Below are 14894 nucleotides of genomic sequence, written 5' to 3' on the forward strand. Positions count from 1 at the left end.
CGACAGAGTTGTATGGAATGCAGAAGATATCGGTGGTCTTTCCTTTTAACAGGAAGGTGGCAGAATGAGTATTTTTGATATTGTAGGTCCGGTCATGGTCGGTCCGTCCAGCTCGCATACGGCAGGTGCAGTAAGGATCGGATATATCTGTTATAAGCTGATGGATGAACCCATCCGAAAGGTGAAGATCGGGTTATACGGATCGTTTCTGGCGACAGGAAAAGGAGGCCTTGCAGCTACCGCTACCGGAATTGCGATTGCTGAACGTCTGTAGAGGTTCTTACATGAATGAGCCTGTGAAATCCTATGGAATAAAGTTGACAGCCGGTGTGAAATTATAGTATATATAATCCAATAAACAGGCGCTTTCTATGATGGGAGATGAGCAGGCAGTGTGCTGCTATGGCCACTTGCTTTGCACCATCTCCCATCATAGAAAGTGTCGTCTGGATAGAATTGTGCGGTGGCTCTGAGACGAGAGTGCGCTGTTACACCCTTCTCGTCTCAGAGCCACCGTACAATTCTATAGTATGAGAATAAGGAGACAACATGGGAAAAGTATTTTTTACAAGACATGGTCAGACAATCTGGAACGTGGAGAATAAGATATGCGGTGCAACTGATATTGAACTTACAGAGCTTGGACATCAACAGGCAGAGGAGCTTGGAAGAAAGCTGGCGGAGGAACAGCCGGGAATCGATGAGATATTATATTCACCGCTTGTTCGTGCAGCCGAGACTGCCAGACATATATCGGAGATGACAGGAATTCCGATGCGGATGGAGCTGAGATTAAAGGAGCAGAACTTTGGACGGTTTGAATCAACACCCAGAAATGGAGAAGAATTCATGGAAGCAAAATCCCATTTCCTCGATCATTATGATGGTGGAGAGACGATGATGCATCTGTGCCAGCGTGTCTATAATCTGTTAGATGATGTAAAGGCGGAGTCGGATCATAAGACATATCTGCTGGTTGCACATAATGGAATTTCAAGAATCGTACAGTCATATTTCTATGATATGACAAATGAAGAATTCGCGCATTTCGGAATTAAGAACTGCGAGATCCGGGAATATTACTTTTAAATGAGCCATCCGGTAAAAAGCCGGTACTTGTTGATATTTTTTATCAATAAGTACCGGCTTTTTGTATACAAAAACAGAAATTTGACAGTATAATGTTAGAAGAAACTAACTAAAAACAGATAAAGGGTTGACAACAACCTATGTATGTGTTATTAAACATATGAACAAATAATCAAATGTTCAAAGAAAAGAATAAATAATTACACAGCATTTAGAAGAATATTGTTGGACGAGTTAAAAAGGAGGAACAGTTAAATGAAAAATCAGAATTTTTTACAGATCAGTGGTCTGAAAAAGAGCTTCGGATCAGGGGAGAACCGGACAGAGGTATTAAGAGGACTGGATTTTACAGTGACGAAGGGAGAAATCTGTGTCTTGCTTGGACCATCCGGCTCCGGTAAGTCTACGCTATTGAATATCATAGGCGGAATCGATAATGCGGACAGTGGTTATATAGCGATCAATGGGGAAAAAACAGTTGATATGGATGAGAAGACGCTGACACAGTACAGAAGAAAGCATCTTGGCTATGTATTCCAGATGTATAATCTGATCCCGAATCTGAACGTAAAGGAAAATGTAGAGGTTGGTGCATATTTAAGTGATTCACCGCTTGATGTCGATGATATCTTAAAGACGCTTGGTTTATATGAGCACAGACATAAGCTTCCGAATCAGTTGTCCGGTGGACAGCAGCAGAGAACATCGATCGGAAGGGCTATCGTTAAGAATCCGGATATCCTGCTCTGTGATGAACCGACAGGTGCACTTGATTATAAGACCTCGAAAGAGATCCTGAAGCTGATCGAGGATGTAAATCAGAAATATGGAAATACCGTTATCATGGTTACACATAATGATGCGATCAAGAATATGGCAGACCGTGTGATCAAACTGCGTGATGGAATGATCCGTAAGAATATAGTAAATGATGTAAAGGTTCCTGCAATGGAGCTTGACTGGTAATACAGAAGTGGAAGAGAGAAAAGGAGAATTTATAATATGAAGAATCCATTATGGAAACGGCTGCCGAAGGAACTGGCTGCCGATCTCGGAAAGTATCTGGTTATTTTCCTGTTTATGATCTTGAGTATTGGTTTTGTGTCCGGCTTTCTGGTAGCCGGTAAGAGTATGATCGCTACATATGATGAGAGCTTTGATAAGTATAATATCGAGAATGGTAATTTTGAGTACAAGGATGAAGCATCATCCGAGGTGAAGAGAGCGATTGAAGATGAGGGTGTAAAGCTGTATGAGAATTATTACTATGAGAAAATCGTAGAAAAAGATGGGGATGAAAGTACACTCCGTATTTTTAAGAATCGTACAGATGTGGATAAGGTTTGTCTGATGAAGGGAGCGTTCCCTACGGCAGAGGACGAGATTGCAATTGACCGTATGTATGCGGAAAATAATGGGATCAAGGTAGGAGATGATCTGTCGGTTGATGGGCAGACATATAAGGTATCGGGCTTTGTAGCATTATCTGATTACAGCACATTATTCCAGAATAACAATGATACGATGTTTGATTCCGTGCTGTTCGGTGTTGCGATCGTAACGGATGAACGGTTTGAAAGCTTTGACAAAGGGCTGATGCATTATTCTTATGCCTGGATCTATGACGATGAACCTGAAGATGAGAAAGCGGAGAAGGATGTATCCGATGATCTTGCAAGGGTGATCAGTCAGTATGGAGAAGTGGAGAAGTTTATTCCAAGATATACGAATCAGGCAATTAATTTTACCGGAGAGGATATGGGTAGTGATTCGATAATGGTGGAAACACTGCTTTATATTATAATCGTGATCATGGCATTTATCTTTGCGATTACGATCAACAATACGATCGTAAAGGAAGCCGGCACGATCGGTACTCTTCGGGCCTCCGGTTACACAAGAGGAGAATTACTGGCACATTACATTTCTCTTCCGATCCTGGTTACATTTGTAGCAGCTGTAATCGGAAATGTTCTGGGATATACAGTATTTAAAAATGTCTGTGTGGCAATGTATTATGGAAGTTACAGTCTGACAAAATATGTGACAAAATGGAATGCGGAAGCATTTGTAAAAACGACGGTTATTCCGATCGTGCTGATGCTTGTCATAACAGCATGGATGATCTATTCGAAGCTCCGTATGTCACCGCTTCGGTTTATCAGACGGGATCTTTCAAAGTCAAGGAGAAAGAAAGCGGTCAAGCTGCCACATTTCCGTTTCTTTACCAGATTCCGTATACGTGTGATCCTGCAGAATCTGCCAAGCTATATCGTATTGTTTATTGGAGTAACATTTGCGATCGTTCTGCTGATGTTCGGAATGATGATGTCGCCACTTTTAAAACACTATCAGGATGAAACACTGGACAACATGCTTGCGGATTATCAGTACGTTTTGAAAATGCCTGTGGAAACAGAGAACAAGGATGCAGAGAAATACTTGGTAACTTCCCTGATCTATAAAACAGATATAAGAGATGAAGAAGTCATGGTCTATGGTATCTCGGATGACAGCAAGTATTCCAAGGTACAGCCTGCGGATGGAGAAATGCTGATCTCTGACGGACTTCGTGACAAATATAAACTGAAAAACGGGGATACGATCACGCTGGATAAGGAATATTCATCCGATTCTTATAAGATAAAGGTTTCCGGTGTGTGCACATATCCTGCGGCATTGGCAGTATTTATGAATGAGAAGACATATCGGGAAATGTTCGATGTCGAAGAGGGATATTTCTCCGGATATTTCTCAAATGAGAAGCTGACTGATATTGATGAGAAGCTGATCGCGACAGTCGTCACAGAGGAAGATCTGACAAAGGTATCAAGACAGCTTGATCGTTCCATGGGGCAGATGTTCTATATGTTTGAGGTATTCGCACTGGCGATGTTCATGCTGATGGTTTATCTGCTTACAAAGCTGATCATTGAGAGGAATACCATATCAATATCCATGGTAAAGATCCTTGGATATGAGAACAAAGAGATCAACAAGCTGTATCTGTCTGCAACAACCTGGGTGATGGCAGTATGTGTCATCCTTGGAATCATTCTCTCACAGGTGGCGATCTCCGGCATCTATTATGTGATGATGAAGGAAGCAATCAGTGGATGGATGACGATCTATATTGCTCCGTATATTTATCCTGCGATCTTTATCCTGGCGATGGCAGCCTATGGAATCATCGCTGTTTTCCAGGTAAGAAGGATCAAACGGATCCCGATGGATGAGGCGCTGAAAAATGTTGAATAAGTCATTTGATCGTAATGTTCAAAATTGAATGATCTGAAACAAAAACGACCTAAAAACTTTCAATATCGAAAGTTTTTACAAATATAACAAATTTATAAAAAAACAGGGAGATTTGCAGTTCACAAATCTCCCTTCTTATGTTATCATCGTAAAGATGGTGTGCTGGAGATTTTGTCGAAAGAAGGCGTGCATTTCGATCGATAGTATCACAGTAAAACAGGTACAATAGAAGAAGGGAGATTATTATGAATCAGAAAAAAGAAGCGATTTATGATGCAAGGGAACTGGGTGTTCCGAAAATGTTGCTGTTAGGTTTGCAGCACATGTTTGCCATGTTTGGTGCAACTATTTTAGTACCGATTCTGGTAAATACTTATTTTAATGGAGAGGGCTTATCCATTCAGGTTACACTGATCTGTGCCGGAATCGGAACATTATTCTTCCATTTATGTACAAAATTAAAGGTGCCTGCATTTTTGGGTTCCTCATTTGCTTTCTTAGGAGGCTTTCACACAGTCGCAAATCTTGATACCGGAATCTTCAAAGATATGTCTATGGGTGAGAAATTACCTTATGCATGTGGTGGTATCGTAGTAGCAGGTGCGTTGTATCTGGTTCTTGCACTGGTTGTAAAACTGGTTGGCGTAAAACGAGTTATGCGTTTCCTTCCACCTGTTGTTACCGGTCCGATCATTATCTGTATCGGTCTGAGTCTTGCGCCATCAGCCGTAAATAATGCAAAAACAAACTGGATTCTTGCAATTATCGCATTTGCAGTTATCGTAATTTTTAATATCTGGGGCAAAGGAATGTTCAAGATCATTCCGATTCTTATGGGTGTTGTGATCTCATATGTAGTTGCATTTATTCTTTTCAAATGTGGTGTTCACAATCCGGACGGATCTGCAATCTTCACATTTAAGGCAGTAAAGGATGCCGGATGGGTGGATCTTCCTCCGTTCCAGCTTTGTAAATTCAATATTACTTCCATCCTTGTAATGGCACCTATCGCTCTTGCGACCATGATGGAGCATATCGGAGATATCTCGGCAATCTCAGCTACAACAGGAAATAATTTCATCAAGGATCCGGGACTTCACAGAACTCTGATCGGTGATGGTCTTGCTACAGCATTTGCTGCTGCATTCGGCGGCCCTGCAAATACAACATACGGTGAGAATACCGGTGTTCTTGAGCTTAGCCGTGTATACGATCCAAGAGTCGTACGTCTGGCTGCTGTATATGCGATCCTTCTCAGCTTTTCACCAAAGGTTGCTGAGTGTATCGGTTCACTTCCTGCATCGATCATCGGTGGTGTCAGCTTCATGCTGTATGGAATGATCTCAGCTATCGGTGTTCGTAATGTTGTTGAGAACAAGGTGGATTTCACAAAGTCGCGTAACCTGATCGTTGCTGCTGTTATCCTTGTCAGCGGACTTGGATTCGGTAATGGTATTACCTTCACAGTTGCAGGAACATCTATCACATTAACATCACTTGCTATCGCAGCTATCCTTGGAATTGCTTTAAACGCAATCCTTCCGGGCAAAGACTACGAATTCGACGAGTAAAATGAATAAAGCCTGAATTGGTTTGTAATACAAAACTGCCATATTAAGACACGCTGTGGTTTCGATGAACTGCATATACCTGATTCGCAAATGTTCCTGTGCCAACTCGCCCTTTGGGTTCAGACAGGCACCCACATTTGCTGGTATATGCATTTCATAACGAAATCTTCGCTTGAGGTCTTAATATGGCAGTTTTGTATTACAAGCTGGATTCAGGCTTATGTAGGTTGAGAAGATGTTAGAGGATATAATGTGGTATACTTGGTATAAAAAATCTCCCAGACGTTCCGGATATGATAGATACGAGAATTTTGTTGCGAGAAACACGCTATCAGCGAATGCGGGTGCCTGTTTGAGCCTGAAAGGCGAGTTGGCACAGGAGCATGAGCGAATAGATGCGTGTGACGAGTAGAAATTCGTAGTATATCATATCCGGAACGTCTGGGAGATTTTACATCAGGTGTACATAATTTTTTCCTGTTTATTCTACATCCAGAAGTTCAATCTTGAAGTTCAGTTCTTTGCCAGCCATCTCATGGTTTGCGTCAAAGGTGATCGTAGTATCATCCTTGGCGGTTACCTTAACAGGGAAAGACTGTCCGGCAGGATTTGACAGGAATACCTTCTGGTCAATTTCCAGATCTTCAGCACCGGGAAGCTGGCTGATCTCAACAGTTAAGATATTGTCGGGATCCGGCATGCCGTATGCTTCTTCCGGCATAAGGTGTACATCGATGATATCACCGATCGCCATGCCCTTAACCGCTTCGTCAAAGCCCTTGATCATCATGCCTGCACCGCATACAAAGTCGATTGGTTCCCCACGGTCATAAGATGAATCAAATTTGGTTCCGTCGTTAAATGTTCCTGTATAGTGAACTGTACATTTCTTGCCTTCGTTACTCATAAAAAATTCCTCCGATTTCATTGAATGTCTTATTCTAACATGAAATGGATAGAATGACTATAAAATGTTCGTGAAATTCCTTTGCCTGAAAGTGCCGCGTCGGTTCACAAAACTTTTGATATGTGCTACAATAAAGAATAATGCTGCCATAAGACAGTTTTTAAGGAAAGAGAAAAATATGAGAAAAGATTCAAAGAATAACAGTCGAAAGACAAATTACAAAAAAGCAGGAATCTGTATCGGAATGGCTGCCGTTTTGACATGCACAGTTTTTACATGGGGTGGACTGTCGGATAAGAAGACAGGATTTTCGGATCAGACAGGAACAGATTCGAATAAAACGTCGATACATACATACGACATAGAGGATCTGCCTTCGGAGGATACTCGGGAGAATACGATTCGGATTCACGGAGATTCTTATACTGTGTCAGAGCTGAGTGGGGATGCTGCGCATAATAAAGAATCAGATGATCTGATGAACCGGAGTGAGGCTTCGATAGACACAGAGGATGCTTCTACACAGTCTGAACAGAATATACAGAGTGAATATGCACTGAATGCAAAGATAAAAGAAGTGGATGATGCATCAGATGTAGTTGCTCTGATCAATGATACGTGGGAAGAACCGGAGAAACAGGATTCGGCAGAGTTGGCAGATGCGGAAGATAAGAACATTCAGAAGGAAAAGGCGGATGATACCTATCAGTTGAAGCGCCTTATGGTTCTGACGGATGGCAGGAAGCTGACAGATGATTATGGTGCTTCCGAGATTCTTCATTACGGTAAATATAATGAATATGTGCTGCAGTTTGAAACGGAAGCCGATACAAAGTATGCATATTATGAGCTGGTATCTGATTATGGAAAAGATAATTGCTATATAGATCAGGTTGTTACGGATGACGTGCTGGCGACATTTACCGGCGTAACAGATTATAAGACAATGTCATGGGGCGGATCTTATATGGGTATGGGCTATCTGAAGGCTGAATATGACTATTATCAGGTAGACAGAGATGTGACGGTTGCCCTGATCGATACCGGCCTGGATACGACAAACAAGATTTTTAATAACAGAGTCGATAAGAGGAGAAGCTTTTATTTTAAAGGCTCTGATTCTGTTAAAAAGACAACCGCATATGTAGACGAAAACGGACATGGTACGCATGTAGCAGGAATAATAGCAGATAATACGCCTGATAATGTGAATTTTATGGTGTTGAAGGCATTTGACGGAGATGGGAAATCATCGAATCTTGCAATTCGAAGTGCACTGCAATATGCAGTAGATCAGAAAGCAGATGTGGTAAATATGAGCTTCGGCTGGACCGGAATGTTATGGGCATATTCATCTTATTTGAAGGATGTGTTAAAGAAAGCCGAGACAGCAAGAACGGTTGTGTGCTGTGCAGCAGGGAATAAGGCATCTGATGTTGCTATGACATATCCTGCAAATAAAGAAAATGTCATAACCGTGTCAGCGATCAGAAATAACGGAATGTTCGCATCGGATTATTCGAACTATGGAGACATGATCGATTTCGCTGCTCCGGGAACGGCGGTTGTATCCACGTATCTTGGTGGCGGTAAGAAGTCTATGTCCGGTACGTCGATGGCGACACCGCATGTAGTGGCGGCAATTGCTTACATTAAGATGATAGAACCCAAATTGAATTATAAAGGGGTTAAGAATCGTCTGAAGCAATATGCGGAGGACAGAGGAACTCTTGGCTGGGACGAGAAGTACGGCTGGGGAGTTATTAAACTTCATGATTATTTTGATGATATGGGACTTGATACCAGATATACGGATTATGATGCAGATGGAACAGAGAAGGCCATGCCGGAGATATCATTTACAAAGGAAAAGCTTACAAAGAAGTACGGAAATGCTGACTATAAGTATGAGGTAACTACGAATTCTACAGGAAAAGTAGTTTACCGGTCGTCAAATACAGCTGTTGCAGAGCCGGATCAGTTCGGTTATATCACGATCAAAAAAGCAGGCTCCTGCACGATCACAGCCAGGGTGGCTGCGGATGCAAATTATAAAAGCGCAAGTGCCGGCTACCAACTGGTTGTATCTAAAAAGGATATGACGAAGAAGAAGGTAAAGCTGTCGAAGACGAGTTATATATATGCAGGAAAAAACTGCAAGCCGAAGGCTGTTGTAAGTGGACTTGCAAAATCTGATTATAAGGTAACTTATAAAAATGCAGATAAACCGGGAACTGCTATTTGCGTGATCACAGGTAAGGGTAACTACAGTGGCAAGATAGAAGTACCATACAGTATAAATCTTGCAAAGACAGTGATAACAAAGATAACAAACAAAAAATCAGGTGTAAGCCTGACATGGAAAAAGGTAGCGGGTGCAAAGGGCTATCGGATCTACAGAAGGACGAAGAATGGTTCGTGGAAACGGATCAGAGAATTGACCTCCGGTAAGAAGGTATCCTTTACGGATAAGACTGCGAAGTCCGGAAAGACTTATGAGTACCGCGTCAGAGCAAAGTGTAATAAGACTTATGGCAGTTATAGCAAGAAAATAAAATTAAAAAAGAAATAAGAAATAAGAAGACAGACATCATTTGAAGTCAGGTGGATCAGATTTCGGGTGATGTCTGTTTTGAAAGGAAAGAAAATGGACAAGAAACAGGTTCAGGAAATATATAGAGAGACAACGCCGGAAGAAGAACAGGAATATTTTGAAGAAGTAGAAAATGAGCTGCAGTGTGATCTTCAGACGACACAGGAAAGCATGGAATATCGGAATCAGGCGATCAAAGCACAGAAGAAATATATGCGTGACAGCCACGGTGATATGGACGACGAGGAATTCCTGCAGAACATGAACAATGTAAATAACGATACATTTTTTATCGAACATGCGGCAAAGCAGGTGGATGTACTGGCGCATCAGATCGAGAACCCGTATTTTGGAAAGATTGCATTTGAGTATCAGGAGGATGGACAGGTTCTTCCGGTCTATATCGGAACAAACGGCTACTGGTCGATGGAAGAACAGGATCAGAAGGTCTATGACTGGCGTGCTCCGATCGCATCGATGTATTATGATTATGAGAAGGGCGAGGCATCCTATCAGGCACCCGATAAAGAATATTCTGGAAAGATCGTAGAGAAGAAGCAATTTGATATCAGCAATGGAAGACTACATAATGCAGTCGATACCGATGAGAAGATCAATGATATGATCCTGCTTGATGCACTGGGAAAGAACAGCGGCACGAAGATGAAATCCGTAGTTGCAACGATCCAGAAAGAACAGAATGCATTGATCCGTAATAAGACCGCTTATAATCTTATTGTGGACGGACGGGCAGGAAGTGGTAAGACAGTAGTTGCGATGCACAGACTGGCGTGGCTGTTATTCAACAATCGTAAGACGATGTCGGCAGACAATGTTATGATCCTGTCGCCAAATGGAATCTTTGGCGATTATATTGCCGGTGTGCTGCCGGAGGTCGGCGAGGATAATGTACCGGAGAAGGAATTTGATTCTCTGATGGAGGAAATCCTGTTTGTGGACTGTGATTATGAGACAAAGCTGGAACAGGCAGACCGGATCACGACGCATCCCGATATGGAAAGTCCGGAGATGAAGAATATTGCATGGAAATCATCGATTGCGTTCTATCAGGCATTTAACAAATATCTGGAAGATTATACGGAAAATATTAAGTTTAAAGATTTCCATTTTGAGAAAACAGAATTTACAAAGGACCAGATCGAGAAGATGTTCTATAATCGTTTTGCCAGATATCCGGTCTATGAACGTTTTGAGAAGATCGCATATTTTATAGCAGACAGGGTAGAGGATGAACAGGATCAGGCATTTACGGATGAGAAGCATCAGAAGATGGAGAATCAGATCACAAAAGAGATGATCTATCAATATGCGGAGCGCAACCTGATCGAATTATATCAGAACTTTCTTAACAGTCAGGCTGAACAGCATCCGGGTATCGAACAATACCGGAATGAGTATGGAAAGGTGTGCTATGAAGATATTCTGGCAGTCTTTTATCTGCAGATTTATTTCTATGGATGTAAGTCTTATGACAATATCAAGCATCTCGTGATCGATGAGATGCAGGATTACAATATATTTCAGTATGCGGTGTTGGATCGTATTTTTAAATGTAAGAAGACGATACTGGGTGACAGTCTGCAGGTGCTTTATTATAATCCGGAGGAAACGGTGCTGGATGTATTGCAGACGGTATTTGTGCCGCATGGAGGAACAGGTGGTTGCCAGATCAAGACTCTGGATACTGCATATCGTTCAACCTGTGAGATCACAGAATTCTGTAACAGGATACTGGAAGCAGACCGGGCGTCAGACGAGGTGGAGGCCCATCCACTTAACCGCCATGGCATGGAGCCGGTAACAGAGCAGGCGGAGAGTATAGAAGATGCTGCCGGATTTATCGCAGAGAAGCTTGATTATGGAGAACTGGATGATTTTGATAATGTGGCAATTCTCTGTGATGATGAAGAACGTGCATTTGCCATGTACAAAGAACTGGAAGAATATGAGCAGGTGACATATCTTACGAATCAGTCGACTGTCTATAATGGAGGTGTGGTCGTTCTTCCGAAGTTTCTTGCAAAGGGGATGGAATTCGATGCAGTATTTGTTATCAATGAACAGGATGTGATGGAAAACCGGATCAGCCGACATGCATTTTACATTTCCTGTACAAGAGCACTGCACCAGTTGTATGTGATCGATGTTACAAACCAAACTTGATTATTTCAAGTTTGGTTTGTAACAAATATACATTATTAAGATAAAATGCCTGAAAATATCATTTTGAATGGTCTTTGACTTGGGATATTGACGTATAAATGCAGGAGGACTAGAATGCCTCTTGTCAAAAGGTTTATCCCTTACAGGTAACACCGGATAACTCGTGACAATAAAATATTTGTTAAACGAGGAGATACGAAGATGAGCAGACAGTACGACCCATATGAGAATGTGGTAGCAGTGATGGAAGAAGCCATGAACATTGGCGGAATTGACAAGAGGATGTTTGAGATCATCAGGAATCCACAGCGTGAGACTAAGGTTTACCTTCCTGTGGAGATGGATGACGGAAGTGTTAAGGTATTTGAAGGATACAGAGTCCAGCATTCAAATATCAGAGGACCGTTCAAAGGAGGTATACGTTATCACAAGGACGTATCGCTGAATGAAGTCAAAGCACTTGCAACATGGATGTCATTAAAATGTGCAGTGGCAAATATACCATTTGGAGGAGCGAAGGGTGGTATCAAAGTAGATCCGGCTACACTTTCCAGACGGGAATTGTGTGCGTTGACGAGAAGATATACCTATGCGATCGAGCCGATCATCGGAGCAGATACCGATATACCTGCTCCTGATGTGAATACAAATGCACAGATCATGACATGGGTGTTAGATACATACAGCCAGTTAAAGGGCAAACCTTGTCCCGGAGTTGTGACAGGAAAACCGCTAGAGCTTGGCGGTTCCAAGGGAAGACCGTCGGCAACCGGACGTGGAGTTGTGATCAGTACCAAGCTCCTTCTTGCAGAAGATGGCAAGGTGTTAGAGGGTACTAAGGTTGCAATTCAGGGATGCGGTAATGTTGGCGGCAATACAGCCAGGATATTTGGACACAGAGGTGCAGTTGTTGTAGCAATCAGTGATGTGTCGGGTGGAATCTATAAGGAGACCGGACTGGATGCAGATAAGGTAACAGCTTATGTAGAAGCCGGTGGTCTGCTTGCAGACTATCAGGAAGATGGTGTTATCCATATTTCGAATACAGATATTCTTACCTGTGATTGTGACGTGCTGGTTCCAGCAGCGCTTGAAAATCAGATCACGAAAGAGGTTGCGGAGAAGTTAAAATGTTCTTATATCGTTGAGGGTGCAAATGGACCGACGGCAGCAGATGCAGATCCGATCCTTGCAGAAAGAGGTATCAAGCTTGTGCCGGACATTTTTGCAAACAGCGGCGGTGTTATTGTTTCTTATTTTGAATGGGTACAGAACATTCAGGAAATGACATGGGAAAAACCGCAGGTAAATGAGATGCTTGAAACGATCATGACGAAAGCATTTGGAGAAATCGTGGAGGAGAGCAAAAAGAGTCATTGTACTTTGCGGATGGCAGCCTATATCATTGCTTTAAAACGATTGATCCATACGGAAGAGATCAAGGGTATATTCCCGTAAAATATACAGATGCAATACTACATGGTATTTTTAGTGCTGGATTTATCCTGTTATTAGTAGTAAAATACAGACAGGATAGATAGAAGTACATTGATATCAGAAATATGAAAGGGATGTCCTTCTCAGATGAAGGATGTCCTTTTTCTATACCAAAGTTTCTATATAAATAAAGGTATTTGGCAGATGAGATGTATAAGAAAATGGAGAGTAAAACTATGCGTGAAGTAAAAGAGACAGCTTACTGTCTGGATGAGGTAGATCAGAAGATTCTGGAACTGTTAGAGAAGGACGCTCGTATGTCTTTAAAGGATATTGCGGAATGTGTGTTTCTGTCATCAACAGCAGTATCTACGAGAATAGAGCGGTTAAAGGAAGCAGGGGTGATCGAGGGCTTTCAGGTACAGATCAATCCGATCGCACTGGGATATTATACAAAAGCATTTATTAATTTAGAGGTAGAGCCGAACGACAAACAGGATTTTTATCCATTTATCAAGAACTGCAAAAATGTTGTGGAATGCAATTGTGTGACCGGTGACTATTCCATGCTGATCGAGGTTATCTTTGAGACAACGATGGCATTGGATCTGTTTATCGGTGAATTGCAGAGATTTGGAAAAACAAAGACTTTGATCGCATTCTCGACCTCTGTAGAACACAGAAATATCTACTGGAAGGAAGAAAATCAGGAGCCGAATACATAAATTTTTTTTCGAAAGCGGATACTAACAATGGGAGGTTGCTTATGAAACAGAACGTAAAGAAAAAAGAGACATATATTCCATCATCCAACGGAAGAGATAAATTACATGTCATTGTCTGGATTCCGCAAGGAGAGATCAAGGCGGTGCTTCAGATCTCTCATGGTATGATAGAGGACATGGAGCGTTATGATCATTTTGCAAGATTTATGGCTGCCAGAGGAATTCTGGTATGTGGAAATGATCATCTGGGGCATGGCCTGACAGCCAGAAATAAATCCGAGATGGGTTATATGTATGCTTATGATGCAAGTAAGACGATGGCAGCAGATGTGCATCGTGTGACCAGATGCATAAAACGGGCATATCCGGATCTTCCGTATTTTCTTATGGGACACAGCATGGGATCATTTATTGCAAGAAGATATATGTGCGAATATGCAAAAGATCCAAAGTACCCTGCAAAGGTGCAGAAAAATGCCAGCATAGATGGTTTTATCTGTATGGGAACGGGCGGACATCCGAAGTGTATGCTGAAGATCGGAGAGGCGGTAGCCGGAGTGGAGAGTATGCTCCGTGGTGAGAAGCATAGAAGCAAATTGTTGCAGGTGCTTGCATTTGGTACTTACCTTTTCGGTATTCCCAGAATGACGATCATGAACGGTGAGAAACGGAAGCGTACCGTGAAAGACTGGCTGAGCAGAGACTATGTTCAGGTTGACAAATATATGGCAGACCCGATGTATGACTATACCTTTACGGTAAAGGGCTACAAGACGTTATTCAAAACACTGGAATTTATTCAGGATGAGGATAATCTGGCAAATGTGCCAAAGAATATGCCGGTATTATTCATATCAGGAAGCAAAGATCCGGTCGGACACTATGGACTGGACGTGAAGCTTTTATACAACAAATACAGCAGATATATCACAGATGATGTCAAATGCATCCTGTACAAGGATGCGCGTCACGAAGTCATAAACGAGATTAATAATATTCAGGCATATTACGATATCTATAACTGGATCGACCTGCACACCATAGGGGTGTAAAGACGGAAACACATTTTAGTAATAAAAACAGGGCATATCTGTAAAATACGCATGACTACACAAATATGGGTATGAAGT

General features: G+C 42.0%; 11 protein-coding genes. 10 read left to right on the top strand and 1 reads right to left on the bottom strand.

Annotated features, from left to right (window positions below; genetic code table 11):
• The first annotated feature begins 64 nt into the window (after positions 1 to 64).
• The 5 genes from GT641_RS02865 to GT641_RS02885 all read left to right on the top strand — a co-directional run bounded on the left by GT641_RS02865 (position 65) and on the right by GT641_RS02885 (position 5918).
• Positions 65 to 274 carry a serine dehydratase beta chain gene (locus GT641_RS02865; RefSeq protein ID WP_279282135.1) on the top strand — a complete coding sequence of 70 codons (210 nt, stop codon included), beginning with the start codon at positions 65 to 67 and terminating at the stop codon, positions 272 to 274.
• Positions 275 to 549: 275 nt separating this feature from the next.
• Positions 550 to 1089: a histidine phosphatase family protein gene (locus GT641_RS02870; protein ID WP_161116778.1), complete on the top strand. Its 540-nt coding sequence runs from the start codon at positions 550 to 552 to the stop codon at positions 1087 to 1089.
• Positions 1090 to 1344: 255 nt separating this feature from the next.
• Positions 1345 to 2055, top strand: coding sequence for an ABC transporter ATP-binding protein (locus GT641_RS02875; protein WP_119963535.1), 711 nt, complete (start codon positions 1345 to 1347; stop codon positions 2053 to 2055).
• A gap of 36 nt (positions 2056 to 2091) precedes the next feature.
• Entirely contained in the window at positions 2092 to 4347 is a 2256-nt protein-coding gene (locus GT641_RS02880; protein ID WP_008400228.1) for an ABC transporter permease, read from the top strand.
• A 245-nt stretch (positions 4348 to 4592) separates the two neighbouring features.
• A complete protein-coding gene (locus GT641_RS02885; protein WP_008400227.1) occupies positions 4593 to 5918 on the top strand; it encodes a uracil-xanthine permease family protein in 1326 nt (441 codons plus the stop codon).
• 481 nt (positions 5919 to 6399) lie between these two features.
• Here the strand turns inward: GT641_RS02885 and GT641_RS02890 are convergent, their stop codons facing one another.
• Positions 6400 to 6825: a peptidylprolyl isomerase gene (locus GT641_RS02890; RefSeq protein WP_119963537.1), complete on the bottom strand. Its 426-nt coding sequence runs from the start codon at positions 6823 to 6825 to the stop codon at positions 6400 to 6402.
• 178 nt (positions 6826 to 7003) lie between these two features.
• Here GT641_RS02890 and GT641_RS02895 point away from each other — a divergent pair, with 178 nt between their 5' ends.
• From GT641_RS02895 to GT641_RS02915, 5 genes are all read left to right on the top strand, one after another.
• On the top strand, positions 7004 to 9397 hold the full coding sequence (locus tag GT641_RS02895; RefSeq protein WP_161116779.1) for a S8 family serine peptidase: 2394 nt from the start codon (positions 7004 to 7006) through the stop codon (positions 9395 to 9397).
• A 51-nt stretch (positions 9398 to 9448) separates the two neighbouring features.
• The gene (locus GT641_RS02900; RefSeq protein WP_161116860.1) at positions 9449 to 11602 is read left to right on the top strand and encodes an AAA family ATPase; all 2154 of its coding nucleotides are present in this window, start codon (positions 9449 to 9451) and stop codon (positions 11600 to 11602) included.
• 201 nt (positions 11603 to 11803) lie between these two features.
• Positions 11804 to 13060 carry a Glu/Leu/Phe/Val dehydrogenase gene (locus tag GT641_RS02905; RefSeq protein WP_161116780.1) on the top strand — a complete coding sequence of 419 codons (1257 nt, stop codon included), beginning with the start codon at positions 11804 to 11806 and terminating at the stop codon, positions 13058 to 13060.
• A 245-nt stretch (positions 13061 to 13305) separates the two neighbouring features.
• Complete coding sequence (locus GT641_RS02910; protein WP_117785369.1) at positions 13306 to 13764, top strand: Lrp/AsnC family transcriptional regulator; 459 nt, start codon at positions 13306 to 13308, stop codon at positions 13762 to 13764.
• A gap of 41 nt (positions 13765 to 13805) precedes the next feature.
• A complete protein-coding gene (locus GT641_RS02915; RefSeq protein ID WP_161116781.1) occupies positions 13806 to 14816 on the top strand; it encodes an alpha/beta fold hydrolase in 1011 nt (336 codons plus the stop codon).
• The last annotated feature ends 78 nt before the right edge of the window (positions 14817 to 14894 follow it).

This window comes from Clostridium sp. BIOML-A1, from assembly GCF_009874105.1.
GTDB lineage: Bacteria > Bacillota > Clostridia > Lachnospirales > Lachnospiraceae > Coprococcus.

Excerpts from the sequence above, each read along its gene's own strand:
- GT641_RS02870 (WP_161116778.1), top strand. The coding sequence starts at position 550 with ATGGGAAAAGTATTTTTTACAAGACATGGTCAGACAATCTGGAACGTG.
- GT641_RS02875 (WP_119963535.1), top strand. The coding sequence starts at position 1,345 with ATGAAAAATCAGAATTTTTTACAGATCAGTGGTCTGAAAAAGAGCTTC.
- GT641_RS02915 (WP_161116781.1), top strand. The coding sequence starts at position 13,806 with ATGAAACAGAACGTAAAGAAAAAAGAGACATATATTCCATCATCCAAC.
- GT641_RS02885 (WP_008400227.1), top strand. The coding sequence starts at position 4,593 with ATGAATCAGAAAAAAGAAGCGATTTATGATGCAAGGGAACTGGGTGTT.
- GT641_RS02905 (WP_161116780.1), top strand. The coding sequence starts at position 11,804 with ATGAGCAGACAGTACGACCCATATGAGAATGTGGTAGCAGTGATGGAA.
- GT641_RS02900 (WP_161116860.1), top strand. The coding sequence starts at position 9,449 with ATGTCTGTTTTGAAAGGAAAGAAAATGGACAAGAAACAGGTTCAGGAA.
- GT641_RS02880 (WP_008400228.1), top strand. The coding sequence starts at position 2,092 with ATGAAGAATCCATTATGGAAACGGCTGCCGAAGGAACTGGCTGCCGAT.
- GT641_RS02895 (WP_161116779.1), top strand. The coding sequence starts at position 7,004 with ATGAGAAAAGATTCAAAGAATAACAGTCGAAAGACAAATTACAAAAAA.
- GT641_RS02890 (WP_119963537.1), bottom strand. The coding sequence starts at position 6,825 with ATGAGTAACGAAGGCAAGAAATGTACAGTTCACTATACAGGAACATTT.
- GT641_RS02865 (WP_279282135.1), top strand. The coding sequence starts at position 65 with ATGAGTATTTTTGATATTGTAGGTCCGGTCATGGTCGGTCCGTCCAGC.